Annotated in this window: 19 protein-coding genes; 10 read left to right on the forward strand and 9 right to left on the reverse strand. The window is 72.0% G+C overall.

Translation table 11 applies throughout. The features are described from left to right. Window position 1 precedes the first annotated feature (1 nt). The 3 genes from QFZ76_RS05300 to QFZ76_RS05310 are packed head-to-tail and all read right to left on the reverse strand — an operon-like array spanning window position 2 to window position 3,359. On the reverse strand, window positions 2-1,870 hold the full coding sequence (locus tag QFZ76_RS05300; RefSeq protein ID WP_307672592.1) for a cell wall metabolism sensor histidine kinase WalK: 1,869 nt from the start codon (window positions 1,868-1,870) through the stop codon (window positions 2-4). Next, window positions 1,867-2,565 (reverse strand): response regulator transcription factor, encoded by a 699-nt coding sequence (locus QFZ76_RS05305; protein ID WP_307672593.1) that lies wholly within the window; start codon window positions 2,563-2,565, stop codon window positions 1,867-1,869. Before QFZ76_RS05305 ends, QFZ76_RS05300 begins: the two co-directional genes overlap by 4 nt. A gap of 38 nt (window positions 2,566-2,603) precedes the next feature. Further along, window positions 2,604-3,359, reverse strand: a complete 756-nt coding sequence (locus QFZ76_RS05310) for a L,D-transpeptidase family protein (RefSeq protein ID WP_307679934.1) — start codon at window positions 3,357-3,359, stop codon at window positions 2,604-2,606. A gap of 142 nt (window positions 3,360-3,501) precedes the next feature. On the opposite strand from QFZ76_RS05310, the gene QFZ76_RS05315 reads away from it, so the two are divergent. After that, window positions 3,502-3,852, forward strand: coding sequence for a DUF488 domain-containing protein (locus QFZ76_RS05315; RefSeq protein WP_307672594.1), 351 nt, complete (start codon window positions 3,502-3,504; stop codon window positions 3,850-3,852). Window positions 3,853-3,870: 18 nt separating this feature from the next. Here the strand turns inward: QFZ76_RS05315 and QFZ76_RS05320 are convergent, their stop codons facing one another. Together QFZ76_RS05320 and QFZ76_RS05325 are read right to left on the reverse strand one after the other, a co-directional pair. Then, complete coding sequence (locus QFZ76_RS05320) at window positions 3,871-5,544, reverse strand: FAD-binding dehydrogenase (protein ID WP_307679935.1); 1,674 nt, start codon at window positions 5,542-5,544, stop codon at window positions 3,871-3,873. 60 nt (window positions 5,545-5,604) lie between these two features. Continuing rightward, window positions 5,605-6,231 carry a TetR/AcrR family transcriptional regulator gene (locus QFZ76_RS05325; RefSeq protein WP_307672595.1) on the reverse strand — a complete coding sequence of 209 codons (627 nt, stop codon included), beginning with the start codon at window positions 6,229-6,231 and terminating at the stop codon, window positions 5,605-5,607. Window positions 6,232-6,357: 126 nt separating this feature from the next. On the opposite strand from QFZ76_RS05325, the gene QFZ76_RS05330 reads away from it, so the two are divergent. The 4 genes from QFZ76_RS05330 to QFZ76_RS05345 all read left to right on the forward strand — a co-directional run bounded on the left by QFZ76_RS05330 (window position 6,358) and on the right by QFZ76_RS05345 (window position 10,420). Continuing rightward, window positions 6,358-6,984, forward strand: coding sequence for an alpha-ketoglutarate-dependent dioxygenase AlkB (locus tag QFZ76_RS05330; protein ID WP_307672596.1), 627 nt, complete (start codon window positions 6,358-6,360; stop codon window positions 6,982-6,984). A 161-nt stretch (window positions 6,985-7,145) separates the two neighbouring features. Beyond that, window positions 7,146-8,342 carry an acyltransferase gene (locus QFZ76_RS05335; RefSeq protein ID WP_307672597.1) on the forward strand — a complete coding sequence of 399 codons (1,197 nt, stop codon included), beginning with the start codon at window positions 7,146-7,148 and terminating at the stop codon, window positions 8,340-8,342. A 51-nt stretch (window positions 8,343-8,393) separates the two neighbouring features. Further along, window positions 8,394-9,140 carry an MBL fold metallo-hydrolase gene (locus QFZ76_RS05340; protein WP_307672598.1) on the forward strand — a complete coding sequence of 249 codons (747 nt, stop codon included), beginning with the start codon at window positions 8,394-8,396 and terminating at the stop codon, window positions 9,138-9,140. Window positions 9,141-9,181: 41 nt separating this feature from the next. Next, window positions 9,182-10,420 carry a DUF4032 domain-containing protein gene (locus QFZ76_RS05345; protein WP_307672599.1) on the forward strand — a complete coding sequence of 413 codons (1,239 nt, stop codon included), beginning with the start codon at window positions 9,182-9,184 and terminating at the stop codon, window positions 10,418-10,420. Window position 10,421: 1 nt separating this feature from the next. On the opposite strand, the gene QFZ76_RS05350 is transcribed toward QFZ76_RS05345, so the two are convergent. Continuing rightward, on the reverse strand, window positions 10,422-11,294 hold the full coding sequence (locus QFZ76_RS05350) for a universal stress protein (protein ID WP_307672600.1): 873 nt from the start codon (window positions 11,292-11,294) through the stop codon (window positions 10,422-10,424). A 64-nt stretch (window positions 11,295-11,358) separates the two neighbouring features. On the opposite strand from QFZ76_RS05350, the gene QFZ76_RS05355 reads away from it, so the two are divergent. The 5 genes from QFZ76_RS05355 to QFZ76_RS05375 all read left to right on the forward strand — a co-directional run bounded on the left by QFZ76_RS05355 (window position 11,359) and on the right by QFZ76_RS05375 (window position 18,485). Next, the gene (locus QFZ76_RS05355; RefSeq protein WP_307672601.1) at window positions 11,359-11,712 is read left to right on the forward strand and encodes a VOC family protein; all 354 of its coding nucleotides are present in this window, start codon (window positions 11,359-11,361) and stop codon (window positions 11,710-11,712) included. A 140-nt stretch (window positions 11,713-11,852) separates the two neighbouring features. After that, window positions 11,853-13,529 carry an FAD-dependent oxidoreductase gene (locus tag QFZ76_RS05360; protein WP_307672602.1) on the forward strand — a complete coding sequence of 559 codons (1,677 nt, stop codon included), beginning with the start codon at window positions 11,853-11,855 and terminating at the stop codon, window positions 13,527-13,529. Next, window positions 13,526-14,986 carry an ATP-binding protein gene (locus QFZ76_RS05365; protein ID WP_307672603.1) on the forward strand — a complete coding sequence of 487 codons (1,461 nt, stop codon included), beginning with the start codon at window positions 13,526-13,528 and terminating at the stop codon, window positions 14,984-14,986. The genes QFZ76_RS05360 and QFZ76_RS05365 overlap by 4 nt, the downstream gene beginning before the upstream one ends. After that, window positions 14,983-15,342 carry a UBP-type zinc finger domain-containing protein gene (locus tag QFZ76_RS05370; RefSeq protein WP_307672604.1) on the forward strand — a complete coding sequence of 120 codons (360 nt, stop codon included), beginning with the start codon at window positions 14,983-14,985 and terminating at the stop codon, window positions 15,340-15,342. The genes QFZ76_RS05365 and QFZ76_RS05370 overlap by 4 nt, the downstream gene beginning before the upstream one ends. A 167-nt stretch (window positions 15,343-15,509) precedes the next feature. Then, window positions 15,510-18,485, forward strand: a complete 2,976-nt coding sequence (locus tag QFZ76_RS05375; protein WP_307672605.1) for a helix-turn-helix transcriptional regulator — start codon at window positions 15,510-15,512, stop codon at window positions 18,483-18,485. Between the two features lies 1 nt (window position 18,486). Here the strand turns inward: QFZ76_RS05375 and QFZ76_RS05380 are convergent, their stop codons facing one another. The 3 genes from QFZ76_RS05380 to QFZ76_RS05390 are packed head-to-tail and all read right to left on the reverse strand — an operon-like array spanning window position 18,487 to window position 23,883. Next, window positions 18,487-19,698 (reverse strand): SGNH/GDSL hydrolase family protein, encoded by a 1,212-nt coding sequence (locus QFZ76_RS05380; protein WP_307672606.1) that lies wholly within the window; start codon window positions 19,696-19,698, stop codon window positions 18,487-18,489. After that, window positions 19,695-22,061 (reverse strand): glycoside hydrolase N-terminal domain-containing protein, encoded by a 2,367-nt coding sequence (locus tag QFZ76_RS05385; RefSeq protein WP_307672607.1) that lies wholly within the window; start codon window positions 22,059-22,061, stop codon window positions 19,695-19,697. The genes QFZ76_RS05380 and QFZ76_RS05385 overlap by 4 nt, the downstream gene beginning before the upstream one ends. A 25-nt stretch (window positions 22,062-22,086) precedes the next feature. Beyond that, entirely contained in the window at window positions 22,087-23,883 is a 1,797-nt protein-coding gene (locus tag QFZ76_RS05390) for a carbohydrate-binding protein (protein WP_307672608.1), read from the reverse strand. Between the last annotated feature and the right edge of the window lie 13 nt (window positions 23,884-23,896).

Below are 23,896 nucleotides of genomic sequence, written 5' to 3' on the forward strand. Positions count from 1 at the left end.
GCTACCGCGCCGGGACCACGGAGGTGGTCGGCTCCCCCGGCGGTCCGTCCTGCCCCGCCGTCCCGGGCAGCCGCAGCGTGAAGACGCTGCCTTTGCCGGGTTCGCTCGTGACCTCGGCGGTGCCGCCGTGCGCGGCGACGAGGTGACGGACGATCGGCAGGCCGAGACCGCTGCCGCCGGTGCGGCGGCTGCGGGACTTCTCCGCGCGCCAGAACCGGTCGAAGACGTGCGCGAGATCGTCCGGCGCCATGCCGGTGCCGGTGTCGGCGACCTCCAGCAGGACCGAGTCGCCGTCGCCGCGCGCGGCCAGTGTGACGGTGCCGCCCGCGGGCGTGTGGCGCAGCGCGTTGGACACCAGGTTGCCCAGCGCCTGCCGCATCCGCACCGGATCGGCGTTCAGCCACGGCGTGCCGTCGACCGCGGTGCGCAGGCTCACGCCGGCGGCGTCGGCCGCGACGCGGTGGGCCGCGGCGACCTGGTCGAGGAGTTCGTCGCAGCGCACGGGCTCGGGGTGCAGGCGCAGGGTGCCGGCGTCGGCGTCGGCGAGGTCGCGCAGGTCGTCGATGACGCGCTGCAGCACGAGGGCCTCGTCGTGCAGTGAGGCGAGCAGGGCGGGGTCGGGGTCGACGACGCCGTCGCGGGTGACCTCCAGCCAGCCGCGGATGTTGGTGAGGGGGCTGCGCAGTTCATGGGCGATGTCGCTGACCATCGCCCTGCGCTGGGCTTCCAGGCGTTCACGGCGCTCGGTCAGTTCGTTGAAGGCCGCGGCGAGGATGCCGGTCTCGTCCCGGGTCGTGACGGGGACCCGGACATGCCGGTCCGGTGGCTGCTGGGCCGCCTCGGTCAGCGCGCGCAACGGCCGTACGAGCCGCGTTGCGACCACGGCGGTCACGGCGACGGTGACGGCGAGGACGAGCCCGGCGGTGCCGATGACCTTGGTCTTGTTGGCGGGTGACATGTCGAAGCGCACGGCGGGGGTGTCCCCGCCGCCGCCCAGGAACAGCTCGGCGGCGGGGGCGACGTACGGGTCGAGCTGGGCGCGGCGGGCGTCGTCGAGGCATGCCTGGGCCGTGCGCCAGGCCTTGTCGTCCCCTGCCTTGGCGAACGCGGGCGCGCGGGTCGGCGTCTTGGCAGGCAAGCCGATGAAGTCGGCCCCGAGTGCCAGCGGCATGCCGGGATCCAGGCCCGCCCGGGTCAGGCAGCCGCGGGCCTGCTTCTGGAGTGCGATCAGCGCCTTCTCCTCCGTGGGCACCGGGGTGTTGAGCTTGCCGTCGGCGCACGGCTCGGGCACGTAGCCGGGGTCGGCGACACCGTCCGCCGTGGTGAGGACCGGGCGGCCGCTCGGCGTGCGGGTGAGGGTCGTGTCGAGGCCGTAGCGGTCGAAGCACCGCTGCCGTTCCCGGGCCACGGCCTCGAGTTTCCCGCGTTCCGGCCCTGTGAGCCGGTAGGGGCCCACCACACGCGGGTCGGTGCCGCCCAGTTGGGCGCCGCGTTCGCTGAAGGTGTCGGTGCGCAGGGGGTCGACGGTGGCGGCGGCGCTCCGCGGCAGCGAGGTGCCGGGCGGCGCGGAGTCGGCGATCGGCGTGCGGTCGGCGGTGGTGAGGGCGATGCGCCGCCCGGTCTTCGCGGACAGTTCCCGTACGGTCTTCTCCACTCCCGTCCAGTCGGGATGGGTGGCGGCATAGCCGCTGAGCCGGGAGAGGACGTCCATGTCGTCGGCGAGGGCCTGGCCCTGTTCCTCCCGCAGCGCGCGGGTGGTGGTCTCGACGGCGAGCCAGGCGGTGGCCGCCACCGAGCACACGGCGATGAGGCCGGAGGTGATCAGCAGCCGGACCAGCAGGCGCTTGCGCAGCGGTATCCGGCCGCTCATCCGCGGCCGCCGCTGAGCTTGTAGCCGACCCCGAAGACGGTCAGCAGCCGGACCGGACGGCGCGGGTCCGTCTCCGTCTTCCGGCGCAGGTTCATGATGTGGACGTCGACGGCCCGTTCGGTGGAGGAGCGGTCGGTGCCTCGGGTGACTTCGAGCAACTGCCGCCGGGAGAAGACGCGTTCGGGCTCGGTGGCCATGGCGAGGAGGATCTCGAACTCGGCCGGCGTGCACTCCACGGGCACTCCGTCGCAGCGCACCTCGTGCCGTACCGGATCGACGGTGATTCCCCCGGCGCGTACGACGGGGTCCTCCCGCCGGTCGACGACGACGCGCCCGCTGCGCCGCAGCACCGTGCGGATGCGCGCCATCAGCTCGCGCGGGCTGTAGGGCTTGGTCATGTAGTCGTCGGCCCCCAGTTCCAGGCCCAGCAACAGGTCGTCCTCGGTGGCGCGGGCGGTGAGCATCAGGACGGGCACGTCGTCGTCCCGCCGCAGCACCCGGCACACGCCGAAGCCGTCGATCACCGGCAGCATCAGGTCCAGCACGACGAGGTCCGGCCGGAGCCTGCGGGCCGCGTCGAGGGCGGCCCGGCCGTCGTGGACCACCGTGGCGGTGTGACCCTCCGCCAGCAGGGAGCGGCGTATGAGTTCGGCCTGCATCTCGTCGTCCTCGGCGACCAGCACATGTGCGCACACGCGGCGGATCCTAAGCGGTCGGGGAGACTTCAGGGGCCTCAGCGGGCCAGCGACTTGGCGTCGCCCATGACGACGACGGGGTGCAGGTCCGGGTCGAGTGCCAGCAGAAGTTCCTTCATGTCCGAGCGGGCGATGCTGACACAGCCCTGTGTGGGGCCGTCGTGGTCGACGTGCAGCCAGATGCCACCGCCGCGGCCCGCGCCGAGCGGGCGCGTCCAATCGAGAGGCGAAGTGCCCGGCTTGCGGTTGTAGTTGATGGCGATCACGTAGTCGAAGGACCCGGCCAGCGGCTCCCCCTCGAATCCGGTGCCGGTCGCGGTGAACCCGCTGCCGCGGTCGTACGGCAGTCGGGTGCCGGGGTCGCGGAGCCGGCCGCCGGCGTCGGTGAGGGTGTAGACCCCGATGGGTGAGCGCAGGTCACCGGCCCGGTGATGGTCGGTCCAGCCCTTGAGCGCGTTGTGCGCGGGCCGGCTCTGGCCGGCGGCCTCCCAGCCGGCCGCGGTGCGCTCGTACAGCGTGACCGTGGACAGCGGGGAATCCTTCCCGCGGCCGGTCACCACGACCGCCTGCCGGGCCCGGGACGGCACCTGGGCGAGGGTCTTCGGCCCCAGGCCGGGCAGGTGCCGGGGAGCCGCCGGAGCTGCCTCTGTGGAGATCTCCGGGGAGGGTGGGGGTGTGCTCGTCGTCGGGGCGGCCTCGGGCCGGTGGTCCGAGATCGCCGCCGCGCCGCTGCCGCACCCGGTGAGCAGCAGGGACGCGGCGAGCAGTGCGGCGGAAGGTCTGTGTCCGATCATCACGGATCGACTCTGACCGACACTTGTGAGGAAGTCGTCAGGTTCGAGGGCTGTGCCATCCCGTCGCGTTGCGCAGACCGGACATACCGGGTACCCGGCGGTACGCTCCCGGCACCTTGATCCACTCGAGAAAGGCCCGCCCGTGAGTGTGCGCGTGCGCCGCGTGTATGAACCGCCCGAGCCCGAGGACGGCGTACGCGTCCTGGTCGACCGGCTGTGGCCGCGCGGCCTGTCGAAGGACGCTGCACGTGTCGACGAGTGGCCCAAGGCCCTCACGCCGTCGACCGAACTGCGCCGCTGGTACCACGGGAGTGAAGGGTCGTACGAGGAGTTCAGCCGACGGTACGAGGCCGAGCTGGCCGCTCCCGAGGCGGCCGAACTCCTCGATCAGGTGAGGGAGTTGACGGACGAAGGTGCCGTCACGCTGCTGACCGCCGCCAAGTCCCCCGAGCAGAGCCACGCCGCCGTGCTGGCCCGTCTCCTCCAGGGATAAGGAGACGGGCCGTCGCGGTCAGGCCGTCTGCCGGGCGGCGGCCCGTCCCGCCGCCCGCCCGGAGAAGAGGCAGCCGCCGAGGAAGGTGCCCTCCAGCGCGTTGTAGCCGTGCACGCCACCACCTCCGAAGCCGGCCACCTCGCCGGCCGCGTACAGGCCGTCGAGGGGCTTGCCGTCGGTGCCGAGGGCACGGGAGTCGAGGTCGGTCTGGATGCCGCCGAGGGTCTTGCGGGTGAGGGTGTGCAGCTTCACGCCGATGAGGGGCCCGGCGGCCGGGTCGAGAATGCGGTGCGGGGTGGCGACACGGCCGAGCCGGTCGCCGATGTAGCGGCGGGCGTTGCGGATGCCCTGCACCTGGGCGTCCTTGCTGTAGGAGTTGGCGATCTGCAGGTCGCGGGCCTCTACCTGACGGCGGATCTCGGCCGCGTCCAGCAGCGCCTTGTCGGTCAGCCCGTTCATCTTCTCGACGAGCTGCTCCAGGTTCGGCGCGGTCACGAAGTCCGCGCCCTTGCGCAGGAACGCGTCCACGGGGCCGGGTGCCCCCTTGCCGAGCACCCGCGTGCGCAGGAAACCGGCCCGGTCCTTGGCAGTGATGTCGGGGTTCTGCTCGGAGCCCGACAGCGCGAACTCCTTCTCGATGATCTTCTGGGTGAGAATGAACCAGGAGTGGTCGTGGCCCGCGATGTCCTCGGTGGTGCGCAGGTACTTGAGGGTGCTGAGGGTGTCGTAGCCCGGCAGGCACGGCTCGGGCAGCCGGCGGCCGAGGGCGTCGAACCACATCGAGGACGGGCCCGGCAGGATGCGGATGCCGTGGCCGGGCCAGATCGGGTCCCAGTTCTGCAGGCCCTCGGTGTAGTGCCACATGCGGTCGCGGTTGACCAGGCGCACCCCGGCCTCGGCGCTGATCTCGAGCATCCGGCCGTCGACGTACGCCGGTACGCCGGTGACCATCTCGGCGGGCGGCGTGCCGAGCCGCTCGGGCCAGTAGCGGCGCACGATGTCGTGGTTGGCGCCGATGCCGCCGGTGGTGACGACGACGGCCCGGGCGGTGAGTTCGAAGTCGCCGACGCGGTCCCGGTTGGAGGCGACACCGCGGGGCGAGCGGTCCTCGGCCAGCACGGTGCCACGCACTCCGCGCGCGGTGCCCTCCTCGACGACCAGTTCGTCGACCTGGTGGCGGTGGTGGAAGGTGAGCAGTCCGTCGCGCGCCGCCTGCTTGGCGTACTCGACGAACGGCTCCACGACCCCGGTGCCGGTGCCCCACGCGATGTGGAAGCGGGGTACGGAGTTGCCGTGCCCGTGGGCCGTCAGATCGCCGCGCTCGGCCCAGCCGACGGTGGGCAGGAACTTGATGCCGTGCCCCTCCAGCCAGGACCGCTTCTCGCCCGCCGCGAACTCGACGTAGGCGCGCGCCCAGCGCACCGCCCAGGAGTCCTCGTCGTCGACCCGGTCGAACTGGGCGCTGCCCTGCCAGTCGTTCCAGGCGAGCTCGAAGGAGTCCTTGATGCCGAGGCGCCGCTGTTCCGGGGAGTCGACGATGAACAGCCCGCCGAAGGACCAGAACGCCTGTCCGCCGAGGTTGGCGGCGTTCTCCTGGTCGACCAGCGCGACCCTGCGGCCCCGGCTGGTGAGTTCGTGTGCCGCGACCAGGCCCGCGAGTCCGGCTCCGACGACGATGACGTCCGCATCCATGGCGACCGTTGCCCTTCTCATTGGGGTCTCACTGGGGTCTCACTGGGGTCTCACTGGGCTTCATTCGGGTGTGCCGCTGCCGTCGGTCAGCAGGGCGGTGAGCAACTGCCCCAGCCAGACGCGGGCGCGCTCGACGTCCTTGTCCAGCAGCAGTTGGGTGGTGACTCCGTCGTACGCGGCGACGACCGCGCGGGCGGCGCCGTCGACGCCGCCGAGCACGGCGGGCAGTGCGGTGCGTCCCGTGGCCCGGCCGAGCCGGTCCTCGATTGCCCGCCGCAGCCGCCGGCGGTGCTCCAGCAGGGTGTGCGCGACGGCCGGGTCCCGGGCCGCGTGCACCAGGAAGTCCGTCTTCACCAGCAGCCAGTCCACGTCGAGCAGGAGCACCTCGGTGACCCGGTCCACGGACGCCGGTACGTCGAGTTCGGGGCCGTCGAGCGCCAGGGCCTCGGCCACCTGCTCGGCGATCAGGTCGGCCCGCTGCCGGTACAGGGCGAAGAACAGCTCGTCCAGGCTGTCGAAGTTCGAGTAGAAGGCACCCCGGCTGTAGCCGGCGGCCTCGCAGACCTCCTCGATGGAGACCCGCCCGAAGCCCTTGGCGGCGAACACCTCGAAGGCGGCGTCCAGCAGGTTGGCCCGCGTGCGGACACGGCGCTTGGTGACGCGCCGGGTCGTCTGCTCCACCGCCATGTTCGGACCTCCGTTCGATACGAGAATGTATCCGATACAGCGATGTATCGAAAGGCCGGGCAGACATCCCTCGGGTGTCCGAAATTATATGGGAACAGATTTTCGAATAAGAGGTACGCTGGATCCATGACCAGGCACCTCCAGGGCTCCCTCTTCGGCCAGACCGACGAGCTCCGCCTCGGCTCCCTCGACGGGATCCGCCGGACCGGGCTCGGTCTCGGCGCCTGGATCGACGTACTGCCCGGTTGGCTGAGCGGCTCGGACGACCTGTTCGAACAGCTGGCCGCCGAGGTGCCCTGGCGTGCGGAGCGCCGGAAGATGTACGACCAGGTCGTCGACGTACCCCGGCTGCTGGCGTTCTACGGGGCCGACGACGCGCTGCCGCACCCGCTGCTCACGCAGGCGCGCGAGGCGCTGTCCGCGCACTACGCCGAGGAGCTGGGCGAGCCCTTCACCACGGCCGGACTCTGCTACTACCGCGACGGCCGGGACAGCGTGGCCTGGCACGGCGACCGGATCGGGCGGGGCGCCCGCGAGGACACCATGGTCGCGATCCTCTCGGTGGGCGCGCCCCGGGACCTGCTGCTGCGGCCGACGCGCGGCGGGGACACGGTCCGACGGCCGCTGGGGCACGGTGACCTGATCGTGATGGGCGGATCCTGCCAGCGGACCTGGGAGCACTCCATACCGAAGACCACGCGCGCCTCGGGGCCGCGCATCAGCATCCAGTTCCGGCCGCAGGGCGTGCAGTAGGGCCCGGGGACGGCGTGCACCGAGGCGGAGAGGCGGCCGCTTCGGCAGCACGCGGGGGCTGCCTCCGGCGGACGGTGCCGGAGGCAGTCCCGTTCCGGCGGAACGCTGTCGTCCCCGCCCCCTCTCCCCCACACTGGCGCACATCTGGGGAGGGGGCCGGGATGAGTGCGGGGACCGGGCAGCCGCCGGCCGTCCGTCGGCGCGTCGAACTCGACCTGCTCCGTGCGCTCGTCGTACTCGGCCTGGTCTTCTTCCACGCCGCGCTGGTCTTCTCCCCGGACGACGACTTCTACGTCAAGAACCGGGAGACGACCGACGTCGTCACCGTCGCCTCCGGGCTCGCGGTGGTGTGGGCGATGCCCCTGCTGTTCCTCGTCGCCGGTCTCGGCGCCCGCCACTCGCTGCGCCGGCGCGGACCGGGCGGCTTCGCCCGCGAACGACTGCTGCGCCTCGGTGTTCCCCTGGTCTTCGCGACGCTCGTCCTGTGCCCTCTGCCCCAGTGGCTGCGGCTGCGCGCCGCCGACCCCGGCTACGACGAGTCGTACTGGGAGTTCTGGCCGCGCTTCCTCACCGTCCACCCGGACCCCGGCGACTTCCCGTTCGTCCTCGAAGGCGAACACTTCGAGACCGGCCACCTCTGGTTCGTCGTCCTCCTGCTGGCCTTCAGTCTCCTCCTCGCACCCGTTGCGGGACCCCTGGAGTCCGCCGCCCGGCGCTCCGGGGACGCGGTGGAGCGACGGCCGGTCCTGCTCCTGCTGCCCGCGCTGCCGCTCGCCCTGATCAACTCGCTGCTCGGCATGGAGGAGGGCTTCGCGGGCTGGAACCGCTGGGCCTACCTGCTCTTCTTCCTCTTCGGGTACGCCCTGGCCGACGACGAGCGGATCCGCGCGACCATGCGGCGGCTCACCGTTCCGGTCGGGATCCTGGGGATCGTCCTGTTCCTGGGGACCGCGCCCGGATTCCTCTCCGAGGACGATCCGTTCACCGCGTGGAACGCGGTCGCGTTGTCCACCCGGGCACTGTTCGGGGCGGCGGGCTGGTGCTGGGTGGTGGCCATCCTGGGGCTGCTGGACCGGCCGCGCCGGCGCAAGCCGCGCGAGGCCGGTCCGCCTTCGCGCGTGCTGCCGTATCTCGCCGTCGCCGCCCTGCCGTTGTACGTGCTGCACCAACCCGTGGTGGTCGCGTTCGCCTATGGAGTCGTGGGCTGGTCCGCGCCGATCGTGGTGAAGTACGCGGTGATCGTGGCCTGTTCCCTGGCGGTGATCCTCGTCGCGTACGAGTGCCTCGTACGTCGCACCCGCTTCACCCGTTTCCTGTTCGGCATGCGAACGGACCCGCCGACTCCGCCCGCCTCCTGATCTGCTTGGCTGGGTCCGTCGGTCAGGGACCTCACCACGCGGGGACGTGTCATGCGCTTAGCTGTCCAGCAAGTCGCCGACGGCACCTATCTGGTGCACGGCAGCAACACGAACTGGGTGATCCTCACGGACGGGGACGCCGTCACGCTGGTCGACACCGGCTACCCCGGCGACCGGGAGCAGCTCCTCACCTCCCTCACAGAGGTGGGCAGTTCGCCCGAGGCGGTCACGGCCGTGCTGATCACCCACGCCCACAACGACCACCTGGGCTCCGCGGAGTACCTGCGTGCCGTGTACGGCATGCCCGTGTACCTGCACGAGGCCGAAGTACCGCACGCCCGGCGGGAGTTCCCGCACCAGGTGAACGTCGCGACGGTCCTGAGGAACGGCTGGCGGCCCGGTGTCCTGCCCTGGGCCGTGCACGCGATCCGCTCGGGCGGCACCGCGCACGTCCCGGTCGCCTCGCCCCAGCCGTTCCCGACGGCCGGTCCGCTCGACCTGCCCGGCCGGCCCGTCCCGGTGCACACGCCCGGCCACACCGACGGGCACACCGCCTACCACCTCCCGGACGTCGGCGTGGTGATCTCGGGCGACGCCCTGGTGAGCGGGCACCCGACTTCGCGGGTCAAGGGGCCGCAGCTGCTGCCCGACATGTTCCACCACGAGCGGGCGCGTGCCGTGGCCTCGCTGGACGCGTTCGAAGAGCTGAAGGGCGACCTGCTGCTGCCCGGCCACGGGCCCGTGCATCGCGGTCCGATCCTTGAAGCGGCACTTCAGGCCAGGGAGCGCGCGCTTTAGGGTGAGGTGACGATCACCAGCGAAGCAAGGACACGCGACCCATGGCACTGCAGATCAGCGCGACCAACCCGGAGCATCCCGCGCTCCTGCTCGAACTGCCGTGGCACCTCCCCCTGGAGGAGTGGCCCGAGAAGTACCTGGTGCCGCTGCCGCGCGGCATCTCCCGCCACGTCGTGCGCTACGCCCGCGCCGGCGACGAGGTGATCGCCGTCAAGGAGCTCGCCGAGCGCCCGGCGCTGCGCGAGTACGAGCTGCTGCGCGACCTGGACCGGCTCGGCATCCCCGCGGTCGACCCGCTGGCCGTGGTCACCGGCCGCACCGACGCGGGCGACGCCCCGCTGGAGCCGGTGCTGATCACCCGGCATCTGGGCGGCTCGATGCCGTACCGGTCGATGTTCGAGACGACGATGCGGCCCGCGACCATGCACCGGCTGATGGACGCGCTGGCGGTGCTGCTGGTGCGGCTGCACCTGTCCGGGTTCGCCTGGGGCGACTGCTCCCTGTCCAACACTCTCTTCAGGCGCGACGCGGGCGCGTACGCCGCGTACCTGGTGGATGCGGAGACCGGCGATCTGCACGCCCAGCTCAGCACCGGGCAGCGCGACTACGACCTCGATCTGGCCCGGGTGAACATCAGCGGCGAGCTGCTCGACCTGGAGGCGTCCGGGGCGCTGCACCCCTCCGTGGACCCGATCGAGTTCGGTATGGAGATCTGCGCGCGCTACGGGCGCCTGTGGGAGGAGCTGACCCGGAAGTCCGTCTATCCGGCGGGCAAGTACCACTACATCGAGCGCCGCATCCGCCGTCTGAACGAACTCGGCTTCGACGTGGCCGAGATGCAGATCCAGCACTCCTCCAACGGCGACACGGTCACCTTCGTGCCGAAGGTCGTGGATGCGGGCCACCACCAGCGCCAGCTGCTGCGCCTGACCGGCCTGGACACCGAGGAGAACCAGGCCCGCCGGCTCCTGGGCGACCTGGAGTCCTGGATGGCCACCCAGGACGACTACGCCCCGGGCGACCCCCTCGCGGCCCGCCCCGAAGTCCTCGCCCACCGCTGGGTGCGGGACGTCTTCCGCCCCACCGTGCGGGCCGTGCCCCTCGAGATGCGCGGCTCCATGGACGCGGCCGAGATCTACCACGAGCTGCTGGAACACCGCTGGTACCTGTCCGAGCGGGCCCAGCACGACATAGGGCTGGACACGGCCGTCGAGGACTACATCAACAACATCCTCCCCAAGGCGCGCGAGACCCTCCAGCCCACGCCCTCGGCCGACTGACTCAGGCCTGCGGCACCACGGCCACCGGGCAGCCCGCGTGGTGCAGCACGCCATGGGCGACCGAGCCGATGCGGGCGCCGACGGCCGTACGGTGGGCGCGGCGCCCGACGACCATCAGCTGGGCCGCTTGGGCCACCGACAGCAGCACCTGCCCGGCGCTGCCCATCTCCACGTGCTCGACGACCGGCACCTCGGGGAAGCGGCCCCGCCAGGGTTCCAGCGCCGCCGCCAGGGCCTTCTTCTCGTACGGCTCCAGTCCCCCGGCCTCGTCGAGCAGCTTGAGGGAACCCGGGCTGTAGGCGAAGACCGGCGGCAGGGTCCAGGCCCGTACCGCGCGCACGGTCGCTCCGCGCGCCGCGGCCGTCTCGAACGCGAACCGCAGCGCCTCGGCGCTGTCCAGCGGGTCGCCCTGCTGGCCCACGACGATCTCGCGCCCCGCGGCCTCGCCGGCGGGGTCGTCGTCCGCGCGCACCAGGACGACCGGCCTCGGCGCCTCGACGATCACCTGCTGGCCGACCGAGCCGAGCAGGAAGCCGACGACCCGGCCGTGGCCGCGCGATCCGAGGACCAGCATCTCGGCCTCGGCCGCCGCGGCGACCAGCGCCTCCACGTCGGCGCCCTCCACAACGTCCGTGGACACCTCGAGGTCCGGGTGCCGCTCGGTGACGGTGCGGGCGGCCTCGCCGACCGCCTCCCGGGCCCAGCCGACCTGGACGTCGGGGTCCGCCGCCTCGATCGCCTCGTGCCGCTGGTACCGCCAGGCGTGCACCACGCGCAACGCCAGCCTCCGGCGGACCGCCTCCCGGGCCGCCCAGGCCAGCGCGGCCAGGCTCTCCTCGGTTCCGTCGACCCCTGCCGTGATCGGGCGCGTCATGCTGCCGGCCTCCCTGCGTCGTGATTCGTGACCGGTACCCAGTCTTCACTACTACGCTCACGACATGACCTTGGAATGGGAACAGGTTGTCGTGGACTCGGCCGACCCGGTCGCGCTGGGCCGCTGGTGGGCCGAGGCGCTCGGGTGGGTGGTCGTGGGCGATTCTCCCGACGAGTTCGAGATCCGGCCGGAGAAGGACCGTCTTCCCGGGCTGCTCTTCGCGCCGGTGCCGGAGGGCAAGACGGTCAAGAACCGCCTCCATCTCGACTTCCGGCCGGACGACCAGGAGGCCGAGGTGGCTCGCCTCCTCGCCCTCGGCGCGCGACACGCGGACGTCGGCCAGGGCGAGCAGCCGTGGGTGACCCTCATGGATCCCGAGGGCAACGAGTTCTGCGTGCTCGGGCCGCGCAGGGGCTGACCGCCCGGCGGGCGCCCCGTATGGCTGAGCGAAGCCGGACGATCGAACATACGATGGGCTGAAACCGGCCGGTGGCCGCATGCCTGGCTGCAGGACTGCGGGGCACCGCGCCGTGAGTCCGACCTCGGGGTGGGAGACGTATGGCACAGGCCGCGGACGCGACGCGGACCGTCATCTTGACCGTGGACGACGACCCGGGAGTCTCCCGGGCCGTCGCCCGGGACCTGCGGCGCCGCTACGGCGAGTCGTACCGCATCGTGCGCGCGGAGTCCGGCGAGTCCGCGCTGGAGGCGCTGCGCGAGCTGAAGCTGCGCGGGGATCTGGTGGCCGTGATCCTGGCGGACTACCGGATGCCGCAGATGAACGGCATCGAGTTCCTGGAACAGGCCCTGGACGTGTATCCGGGCGCGCGGCGGGTGCTGCTGACCGCGTACGCGGACACGAACGCGGCGATCGACGCGATCAACGTCGTCGACCTCGACCACTACCTCCTCAAGCCGTGGGATCCGCCCGAGGAGAAGCTGTACCCGGTCCTGGACGACCTCCTGGAGGCGTGGCGGTCCAGCGACTACCGCCCGGTGCCCGCCACCAAGGTGGTCGGACACCGCTGGTCGGCGCGTTCCTCGGACGTACGGGAGTTCCTGGCCCGCAACCAGGTGCCGTATCGCTGGTACTCGGCGGACGAGCCCGAGGGGCAGCGCCTGCTGGCGGCGGCCGGGCAGGACGCGCAGCGGCTGCCGCTGGTGATCACCCCGGACGGCACGCCCCTGGTCGAGCCGGAGGCGCCCGAGCTGGCCGCGCACGTGGGGCTGGCCACGACGCCCGCGGCGGACTTCTACGACCTCGTCGTCATCGGCGGCGGCCCGGCCGGGCTCGGCTCGGCCGTGTACGGAGCCTCCGAGGGGCTGCGGACCGTGCTCGTGGAACGGTCGGCGACCGGCGGGCAGGCCGGGCAGAGCTCCCGTATCGAGAACTACCTCGGGTTCCCCGACGGCGTGTCGGGGGCCCAGCTCACCGACCGGGCCCGGCGGCAGGCGACGAAGTTCGGCGCCGAGATCCTCACCGCGCGAGAGGTCTCGGGACTGGAGATCAACGGGGCCGCGCGGGTCGTGCGGTTCTCGGACGGTTCGGCCATCGCCGCGCACAGCGTGATCCTGGCGACCGGCGTGTCGTACCGGCAGCTCCAGGCGCCCGGCACGACCGACCTGACCGGCTGCGGGGTCTTCTACGGCTCGGCACTGACCGAGGCGGCCTCCTGCCAGGGCCACGACGTGTACATCGTGGGCGGCGCCAACTCCGCGGGGCAGGCGGCGATGCATCTCGCCAAGGGCGCCAAGTCGGTGACACTGCTGGTGCGCGGGGCGTCGCTGTCGGCCTCGATGTCGCACTACCTGATCCAGCAGATCGAGGAGTCGTCCAACATCTCGGTGCGCTGCGGCACGGTCGTCGAGGCCGCGCACGGCTCCGAGCATCTCGAGCAGCTCACGCTGCGCGACGTCGGGACCGGGGCGACCGAACTCGTCGACGCGCAGTGGCTGTTCGTGTTCATCGGCGCGGCCCCACTGACCGACTGGCTGGACGGCACGGTGCTGCGGGACAAGAACGGGTTCATCCTGGCCGGGCCCGACCTCACCCCCGACGGGCGGCCACCGGCGGACTGGGAGCTGGACCGGCCGCCGTACCACCTGGAGACCAGCATTCCCGGCGTGTTCGTCGCGGGCGACGCCCGTGCCGAGTCGGCGAAACGGGTCGCGTCCGCCGTCGGAGAGGGAGCCATGGCCGTGATGCTCGTCCACCGTTATCTGGAGCAGTCGTGAGCGGGGACCTCATGCCCTGCAGCCCGCAGGAGATCGGGTCGCTGTTCCTGTTCGAGAAGCTGTCCCCCGAACAGCTCGGGCGACTGTGCAGCGAGGGGCGGGTGGAGAAGTTCGAGCCCGGTCCCGTCTACACCGAGGGCGAGCCCGCCACCTGCTTCTACGTCATGCTCGAGGGCACGGTCGTGCTCTACCGCCGGGTCGGCCACGACGACGTCGAGGTCAGCCGGACCTCCCAGCGCGGGGTGTACGCGGGGTCCATGCAGGCGTACCTCGGTGACCGGGTGCAGCAGATGTACAACAACTCCATGCGCGTCACCGAGCCGACGCGGTTCTTCGTGCTGCCCGCGGACACCTTCGCGAACATCATGCGGGAATGGTTCCCCATGGCGGTGCATCTGCTGGAGGGACTGTTCTTCGGCGCGAAGAGCACGCAGCGGGCCATCGGGCAGCGCGAACGGCTGCTGGCACTGGGCTCGTTGTCGGCCGGTCTCACGCACGAGCTCAACAACCCCGCGGCGGCGGCCGTACGGGCCACCGCGACCCTGCGGGAACGCGTGGGCAAGATGCGGCACAAGCTGCGGGTCATCTCCGCGGGCTCGTTCTCGCCGGAGACCCTGGCGAACCTCATCGACATCCAGGAACGCACCGCCGAACGCGTCGCCAAAGCACCCGCGTTGAGCCCCCTGGAGGCCTCGGACCGCGAGGACGTGCTCTCCGACTGGCTCGACGACCACGACATCCCCGAGGGCTGGCGGATCGCCCCCACCTTCGTCCAGGCCGGGCTCGACAGCGACTGGCTGGACCAGGTCGCCGCGGCCGTGGACGAGGAGCTCCTGCCGAGCGCGATCGGATGGCTCAACTACACGGTCGAGACCGAGCTGTTGATGGACGAGATCGCGGACTCCACCACCCGGATCTCCCATCTGGTCGACGCCGCCAAGCAGTACTCGCAGCTCGACCGGGCGCCCTACCAGGTCGCCGACGTGCACGAACTCCTGGACAGCACCCTGCTGATGCTGTCGGGCAAGATCGGCCCGCGGATCAAGGTCGTCAAGGAGTACGACCGTACGGTCCCGAGGATCCCGGCGTATCCGGCGGAGCTCAACCAGGTGTGGACCAACCTGATCGACAACGCGGTCCAGGCCATCAACGGCACGGGCGACGAAGGCACGTTGACCGTGCGGACCGCGCTCGACCACGACCGGCTGCTGGTGGAGTTCCGCGACACCGGGCCCGGAGTACCGAAGGAGATCCGGGGCCGTATCTTCGACCCGTTCTTCACCACCAAGCCGGTGGGCGAGGGGACCGGCCTCGGACTGGACATCTCCTGGCGGATCGTCGTCAACAAGCACCACGGCACGCTCCAGGTCGAGTCCGAGCCGGGCGACACCCGCTTCCAGGTCCTCCTCCCCCTCACGGCCGCGGAGTCCGACACAGCACCAGAGGAGACGGCATGACCGACAGGGCGATCGAGGGAGTCGACACCGGCGTTCCGCCGACCGGTGCCGGGTGCGTGGAGTGCGACGCGGCCGGCGGATGGTGGTTCCATCTGCGGCGCTGCGCGCAGTGCGGACATGTCGGCTGCTGCGACTCCTCCCCCGCGCAGCACGCCACCGGGCACTTCCGGGAGACCGGGCATCCGCTGGTGCAGAGCTACGAGCCGGGTGAGGGCTGGTACTGGAACTTCGCGACGAACGAACTGTTCGAGGCCGGGCCGGAGCTGGCCCCTCCGGTCAGTCACCCCGCGGACCAGCCGACGCCCGGCCCTGCGGGGCGGGTGCCGGATGACTGGGCTCGGGTGTTGCGGCAGTGACGCCTAGGAGCTCGGGGTGTTGCGTTCGACGGCGGCTGCCGGTTGTGGGTGGCCGGTCGCGCCCACGCGGCGGAGCCGCATACTGATACAGCCCCGCGCCCCTGACGGTCGGACCAGTGGCCCTTGCTCGCAGAGGTGCTGTCAGTGTCACGTGCCAGGATGGATGTGTGTCGCATACCTCGCTCACCACACCGCTCATCGGCCGGGACGAAGAACTCGCCCGGCTCTCCGGGTTGCTGGAGCGCGCCCGAGGCGGTGAGGCCCGGGCGGTGCTGGTCGCCGGGGATGCCGGGGTCGGCAAGACGCGGATGCTGGACGAGGTGGCCGGGCAGGCCGCCGCGGCCGGGATGACGGTCCTCACCGGGCATTGCGTGGACCTCGGTGATGTCGGCCTGCCGTATCTGCCGTTCACCGAGGTCCTGGGCGTGCTCGCGGCCGACGAGCGGTTCGCGGACGTCCTCGCCGGGCATCCGGTGGTCGACCGTCTGCTGGGCGGCGGCACCGACGCCGTGCGGGACATGGGCGGACGGCTGCGCTTGTTCGAGGGCATCGCGGCGCTGCTGGCCGACGTGGCGGACATCGCTCCCCTGCTCCTGGTCCTGGAGGACCTGCACTGGGCCGACCAGTCCTCCCGGGATCTCCTGCGGTTCCTGCTCAGCCGGGGCATCCTCCAGCGGTCGGCGGGCGGCGCGCCCACACACCGGCTGGCGGTGTTCGGCTCCTACCGCGCGGACGACCTGCACCGTCGCCATCCCCTGCGCCCGCTGCTGGCCGAGCTGGTGCGGCTGCCCGCCGTGGAGCGGCTGGAGCTGCGTCCGATGGCCGACGTCGAGGTGGCGCGGCTGGTGCGCGCGCTGGAGGACCGCCCGCTGCCGGATGTCACGGTCCGGCGGATCGTCGAGCGCGCCGAGGGCAACGCCTTCTACGCGGAGGAGCTGGTCGCGGCCACGGAGACGGACGTCGGCGGGGTGCCCAGTGGTCTGGCGGACGTCCTCCTCATCCGCTTCGAGCAGCTGTCCGAGACCGCCCAGCAGGTGCTGCGCACGGCCGCGGTCGCCGGGCGCCGCGTCGAGCACGACCTGCTGAGGGAGGCCGTGGGGCTGCCCGAGGACGAGTTGGAGTCGGCTCTGCGCGAGGCGGTGGGCCGACAGCTGCTGGCACTCGGGGACGGCGACACGTACGCCTTCCGGCACGCCCTGGCCCGCGAGGCGGTGTACGCGGACCTGCTCCCGGGGGAACGGGGCCGACTGCACGGCGCGTTCGCCCGGCTGCTCGCCGGCCGGGGCCGCCGGGCCGAGAGCGCCGCCGAGCGGGCCCACCACTACCGGGCGAGCCACGACCTGCCCGAGGCGCTCGCCGCCTCGCTGGAGGCCGCGGACCACGCCCAGCGGGTCGGCGCCCCCGCCGAGGAGCTACGGCACCTCGAAGCCGCCCTCGACCTGTGGTCGGCGGTGGAAGCACCCGCCCGGCCCACGGGTGAGGGCGTGGACCGGGTGGCGCTCACGCTGCGTGCCTCGGCGGCGGCCGCGCACGCCGGGGAGGCGCACCGGGCGGTCTCCCTCACCCGGGCGGCGCTCGCGGGCATCGACCAGGACGCGGATTCCGAACTGGCCGCCCGGGTGCGGTACACACTCGCCGGGAACCTGATCACCGTGGACAGTCTCACCGCCGCCTTCGCCTACAGCAGCGAGGCGCTGGCCCTGATCCCCGCCGATCCCCCGTCCCGCACCTGGGTGTGGGCGGCGGCCACACACGTCCTGGCGGCGCGTCAGGTCGGTGCGCACGAGACGGCGTTGCGGGTCGCCCGGCAGGCCCTGGCCGTCGCCGACCAACTGGACGCGGCGGACGCCCGGGCCGACCTGCTCGTCTCCCTGGCAATTCTCGAAGGCGGTGGCCGCCGTACGCCGGAGGCCCGGGAGCGGTTGCGGGAGGCCCGGGACCTGGCGCGCAGTGCGGGCAACGCGCAAGTGGAGCTGCGCGCCCTCTTCAATCTGGCCATCGGCTGCTTCGAGTCGGGTGAGCTGGACGAGTGTCTGCCGTGGCTGACCGAGGGGCTGGACCGGGCCCGGCGCGCGGGGCTGCGGTCCTCGCCGTATCCGCTGGAGATGCGTTATCTCCGGCTGCTGGTGCTGTACACGCTGGGCCGCTGGGACGAGTGCGTCGACGCGGCGACCGCGGACGCCGCGGTGCTTCCGGCGGCCGGCGGGTACACGGTCGGGCCCGCGTTGTACGTGGCACTGGCGCGCGGCGACCTCACGGCGGCCGACCGCGCCCGCGCCCTGCTGGAGGGGCCGTTCGACTGGATGGGCACGCTCATCGCGGCCATCGTGCTGACCGACGCGGCGGCGCAGCAGGGGGAGCCGGAGGCGGCCGTGGAGCGGATGCGGTCCACCGTCGCGGCTCTCACCGACGACGCGGGCACCCCGCCGGACGTCACGGTCCGGCTGGCCGCCCTCGCGCTTTCGGCGGTGGCCGACCGGGCCGCCGCACTGCGCCGCGCCGGCGACGAGAACGGGGCGCGCGGCTGGGCGGCCACGGCGACCGAACTCCGCGACCTGGCCCGGGTCACGGCCGTGCGCGGTGACGAGGCCACACCGCAGGGTCCGGAGGGGCAGGCGTGGCTCGCCCGCGTGGAGGCGGAGTGGGCGTGGGCGGTGGCCGGGCCGGACGCGGCGGCCTGGGCGAGGGCGGTCGAAGCCTTCGACTTCGGGGACATGTACGAGCGGGCGCGCTGTCAACTTCGGTTCGCCGAGGCACTGTTGGCGGAGGAGCGACGTGAGGAGGCCGCCGTACAGGCCCGCGCGGCCCGGGAGACGGCCGTCCGCTTCGGAACGGCTCCGCTCCTCGGCCGGCTGGACTCCCTGATCCGCCGCGGCCGCCTGTCGGACACCGCCTCCACCGCCGACCGCGCCGCGATCCTCACCGCCCGCGAACAGGACGTGCTGCGGCTCCTCGCCCTCGGCCGCAGCAACCGGCAGATCGGCGAGGAGCTGTTCATCAGCGGCAAGACGGCGAGCGTCCATGTCTCCAACATCCTCGCCAAGCTGGGTGCGGCGAGCCGTACGGAGGCGGTGGCCGTCGCCTACCGGCAGGGCCTGATCGCTCCGGAGCCGAGCGGATCGGGCCGCGGAGTGGCGTCCTGACCTACGGCAGCGGGTCGCCGCAGTCGAGGCTCTTGAGGTCGACGGCATCGGCCATCGCCTGCATTCCCTTGTCGTTGGGGTGCAGGTGGTCGCCGCCGTCGAAGGTGGGATGGATGCGCTCGTGGTCGTAGGGGCTGCGGAGGATGTAGTCGAAATCGGTGACGGAGTCGAACTCGCCGCTGGTTCTGATGAATTCGTTGACTTCCCGGCGTACGGCTTCGGCCTCCGGGTCCCATTCGGACCAGCCCTTGAAGGGGCCGACGGTGGCCGCCGCGACGCACTTGCCGGCCGTGCGCGCCCGGTCGACGATCTCGCGGTAGCCGTCGATCAATTCGTCCGCGGTGACGCCGGTGTGGGCCTTGATGTCGTTGACGCCCTCGAAGAGGAAGACGGTGCGCAGGCCGGGCTGGGAGAGCACGTCCCGGTCCAGTCGGTTCAGGGCGCTCTGTCCGGCGCCATCGGCGAGGACCTTGTTGCCGGAGATGCCCTCGTTGGCGACACCTTTCACGGTGGTGTCCGCCCGGTGGAGGCGGCGGGCGAGGTAGTCGGGCCAGCGGCGGTTCTGGTCGCTGGTGGACTGCCAGCCGTCGGTGACGGAGTCGCCGAGGGCGACGACGGCTCCGATGTCCGCGCCCGCCCGGACGGAGACCGCGTCGAGGTAGAACCAGGAGCCGGTGGTCTCCGTCCAGTTCCCGGCACTCTCCTCGGCGGTGTGGTCGCCCCGGGTGGCGTAGGACGTCTGCATGGCCATCCAGTGGCCGGTCGCCGGGCCGGCCGCGTCGGGTGTGTGGAGACTGATCACCAGGTTGACCGCTGCGGGCAGCCTGCCCGGCAGCGGGTCGCTCAGTACGGTCTGACCGGCGGGGACGGTGACGGAGCGCGCCCCGCCGAACGACAGCCTCCGGTTGCTGCCGCGGACCAGTTCGGCGCCCTGCTTCTGAAGGCCGGCGTACACGCTGTCGAAGGTCACCGGCCGGTCCCCGAAGGCGTTGGAGAGCCGGATCCGCGCATCGTGGCCCCCGACGCTGGTGTGTACGACGAGCCGGTAGCCGCGGTCGGCGGCGGCCTCGCCGAAGCGGTCTGCGCTCGCTGCCCAGGTGACGACGCCGGCGGGGACGTCGGGTGCCCCCGCAGGGGTGGCCGTGGACTGGCAAGCGGAGGCCAGCAGCAGTACGGCGACGGCGCGGCCCGCACGCGCGAGACGGGCCTTCACCGAGCGAAGTCCTTCAGCGTCACGGACCCCCCGGGCTGCAGACTCACGGTCCGGATTTTATCGCCGTACGCCACCGTCGTGGTCCGGCCGCCCACGCTGCGCAGCCGCGCCCGGGTCGGCCTGCCGTCCCGCCAGTCCAGGTCGACGACGAAGCCGCCGCGGGCGCCGGCCCCGGTGAGGGAGCCGGACTCCGCCCAGGCCTCCGGGAGGGCCGGGAGGAGTTCGATGTGGCCCGGGCGGGAGTAGAGGAGCATCTCGAGCATCGCCGCCGGGGTGCCGAAATTGGCGTCGATCTGGAAGATGCCCCGGCCCGGTGACACTTCGTAGATGTCGAAGAGGTTGGGGGCGGTGCCGTTGCCGCCGCCGGTCGAGGGGCGGAGGTTGTTGACGACCAGCTGGTAGGCGTTCTCGGCGTTCTTCAGGCGGGCCCAGCACAGGCTGCGCCAGGCGTTCGCCCAGCCGAAGCTCTCCATGCCGCGGGCGGTGAGCAGGGCGGTGGCGCCGTCGACGAGGTCGGCGGGGGTGGAGCCGTCGGGGCGGATGCGGTCGCCGGGGAACAGGCCGACCAGCGGGGACAGGTGGCGGTGGGTGGTCTCGCCGAGGTTGTCGGGAGACATCCACTCCTCCAGCCAGCCCGTCTTCTCGCTCACCTGCGGCAGGTACAGCTTCCGCCGCAATGAGGCGATGGTGTCCGCGTACCCGGTGTCCTTCTTCAACTCCGCCGAGGCGGTGCAGTAGATGCCGAACAGCGCCCACACCAGTTCCTGGGCGTAGGTGATGCCCTTGGCGTCGAGCGGTCCGTGTTCCGGCGACCAGTCGCTGTCGGCGACGAGGACCTCCCCCGAGGTGCCCGGCAGGGTCGTGGTGAGCAATCGCGCCTCCCAGAACTCGCACGCACCCTTCAGCAGCGGGTAGATCCTCTCCAGATGGGATGACGACCGGGTGAACTCGTAGTGCTCCCACAGCGTGGTGCACAGCCAGGCGTTGCCCGCGGGGTGCCACCACCAGCCGTTTCCGCCATGGGGGTTGGTGGAGATGGCGACGGTCCAGCCGGCGTTCTCGCCGGTGGAGTTGCGGTAGCGGTTGCGCGGGTCGTTGAAGTGTCTGCGGGTGAGGTCCGTCCAGGACGGGAGCTGGGCGAGGCAGTAGTCGGTGAGCGCGTCGAAGCAGGCGGACAGACCCGCGCGGTCGGCCATCCAGTAGTTCATCTGGATGTTGATGTCGGTGTGGTAGTCGCCCATCCAGTCCGGGTCGTTGCCGTCGAGCCAGAGTCCCTGGAGGTTGAGCGGCAGGCTGCCACGGGACCCCGAGATCATCAGGTACCTGCCGAACTGCAGGTAGGCGGCCTCCAGTTCGGGGTCGGGTGCCCCGTCCCGGGCCCGCGCCTTCAGCCGCTCCCAGGTGTTCAGGGAGCGCTGCTCGGCGGACGACGTGCCCAGGCTGACGTCCAGCTGTCCGAACAGGGCTCGGTGGTCGGCGACATGGGTGCGCAGGAGCGAGTCGGCCGAGTGCGCCGCGGCCGCGCGGACCTTGGTACGGGCCAGTCGCTCGGGGTCGAGGGAGGGGTCCCGGTAGCCGGTTTCGGCGTCGGGCGCGTAGTTGGTGCCTCCGCTCACGACCACGGTGAGCTCCCGGCATCCGGAGAAGGAGACACGCGGCCCCTCGACGGCGACGCGGCCGCCGCTGCCGTACGCCGTGACCGCGGCGCCGTAGCGCAGCCCGTTGGGGAAGGCGGCGCCGAACGAGGTCGCGGTGCCCTCGCCGTGCGTGCCCTCCAGCGTGAGGGTGCCGGTGTGGTGGCCGCCGCCGCTCTGCGTGAAGTGCAGCACGATGACGTCGTCGGGGCGGCTGGCGAAGATCCGCCGTCGGTACGTCACGCCGGAGCGGACGTACGAGGTCGTCACCACGCCCTGGTCGAGGGCGAGGGCGCGGCGGTAGCCGGAGACGGCGGACAGGTCGTGGTCGGGGAGGTCGACGGTGAGGCGGGCGAGCAGGGTGAAGGAGCCGAAGTTCTCGCGGTCGTAGGGGAACTGGCCGTCGGCGTCGAGGGAGTCGTTGAGGCCGCCGGTCCACATCGTGGCGTCGGTGATCAGGAGGACCTCACGGCCGGGGTCGTTGCTCGCGAGGGCGCCGAGGCGGCCGTTGCCGACGGGCAGCCCCTGTTCGATCATCGAGCGGTCGTCGGCGGGGGCCTGCCACCACAGCTCGTGGCGTGCGTCGCCGCCGGGCAGGAGCGAGTCGGCCGGCCGCTGCGGAGCGGCGGTGGCGGTGAACGTCGGCAGGCCGGCGAGTGCGCCGGTCATCGCGGCGAGGGCGATAAGCCTGCGTCTGGGCAGCTGGTCCGAAGGGCGGTCGGTGTCCATGGGTGCTCCGCTCCGGGGAGGTGGTTCAGGACGTTTTCGGAACGTCGATGCGGTCGATGTCGGGGGCGTAGCCCGTTCCGCTGTCGAAGGTGACCGTGTTGCTGCCCGCCTTCAGGGGCACCGGCACGCTGACCGTCTCGGAGGTTCCCCAGTCACCGGTGGAGGGGAGCTTGTGGCGGGTGGCGCCGCCGGTGTTGGTGGAGACGTCGACCGAGCGGGCCTCACCGCTGACATAGGCGACCTTGATCCAGTAGGTGCCCGCCTTGCCGACGACGTCATCGTTGAAGCGGAGCTTGCCGCCGAGGTACAGGTTGCCGACCTTCTTGCCGCCGGAGCAGTCGGAGCAGTCGGCGAGGGAGGCGTTGCCGCTCAGGGTGTTCGCCGGGGACTCGGCCTCGTAGGCGGTCGTGGTCAGCGCGCTGCCCTGCGGGGTGACGGTGAACAGGCGGGAGCCGTGGGCGGGCAGAGCCTGGGTGATCTTGTTCTTGTACGTGCCGAGGTTCTCGTGGTTCCAGAGGTCCCGGACGGCCGCCTTGCCGGTGAAGCCGAGGGTGGACCAGTCGGCGGTGACGGCGGCGGGCGCGTCGGCGAGGTTGAAGAGGGCGACGGTGTAGGTGCCGTCGGGGTTCTTCGCGGCCCACACCTGCTGGGGGTCGGAGGGCGTGACGGGGCGCGCGGGCGGGGTGGCGCCCTGGTTGACGGCGATGACCTCGCGGTTGGTCAGCAGGGACAGGCCGTAGGAGTCGAGCCGGGTGAGGTCGTCGCCGGTGTAGAGGGGGGACTTGGCGATGGCCCACAGGGTGGCGTAGCTCTGCCGTTCGGCTTTGGTGAGGCCGTCCATCTCGCCGTTGCCGACGTTGAGGGCGTCGAGGTCGTTCCAGCCGCCGGGGCCGGCGTGCCGGGTCCAGCCGGGGGCGTCGTCCCAGCGGTCGTCGACGGAGTTCTCCCAGCTGACCAGGGTGTTGCAGTAGCACTCGACGTCGGTGTCGATGCGCCAGCCGTTGGAGTACTTCTTCCAGTCGGCGACGCGGCCGATGTCGAGGGACCAGGACAGCTCGAGGTGGACGGGGCGGCCGGTGGCGGCGATCGCCCGGTTCCAGGCGGCCACGTCGGCAACGTTGTCGTACTGGTCTCCGCTCTTGCCGGAGCCGGGGCCGACGCCGTCGAGCTTGAGGAAGTCGTAGCCCCAGTCGGCGATCAACTGCGCCTGGGAATCTATGTACTTCTGCGTGCAGGGGCGGGAGAAGTCGAGTTTGTACGAGCTGTCCCAGCCGTTGGTGGTGCGCAGGTCGTCGTAGACGATGTCGGCGGTCGTGCAGCCGTCAGCGTTCCGGACCGGCACCTGGCCGGCGCCGTACGCCTCCTTCTCCAGGCCGGCGGGCAGGTAGATGCCGGCCTTGAGGCCCTTGGCGTGGATACGGTCGGCGACGGACTTCATGCCGCTGGGGAAGCGGACCGGGTCGGCCTGCTGCCGCCCGTACGCGTCGAATCCGGGCTTCCAGGTGCTGTCGCGCCACCAGCCGGCGTCGATGTTGACGTACTCGTAGCCGTACTTCTTGAGCTTGGCGGCCATGGCGTCGGTCTGCTTGAGGACGTTCGCCTCGGTCAGGTAGCTGTAGTCGCCGTCCGGGTTGAGGCCGGGGTACTTGGACGACTGCATGCTCCAGCTCGACCAGCCCATGTAGGGCTTGGCGGCGAGTTCCGGGGCGGCTGTGCCGGCCTCGGCCACCGGGGTGGCGGTGACGGCTCCGGCCGCGAGGGCCAGGACCACCACGGCTCTGAGGGCGCGTGCGGGCAGGACGGAGTACGAGGATGACCCCATGGGTCGTACCTCC

This window comes from Streptomyces sp. V4I2 (assembly GCF_030817655.1).
Taxonomy (GTDB): domain Bacteria; phylum Actinomycetota; class Actinomycetes; order Streptomycetales; family Streptomycetaceae; genus Streptomyces; species Streptomyces plumbiresistens.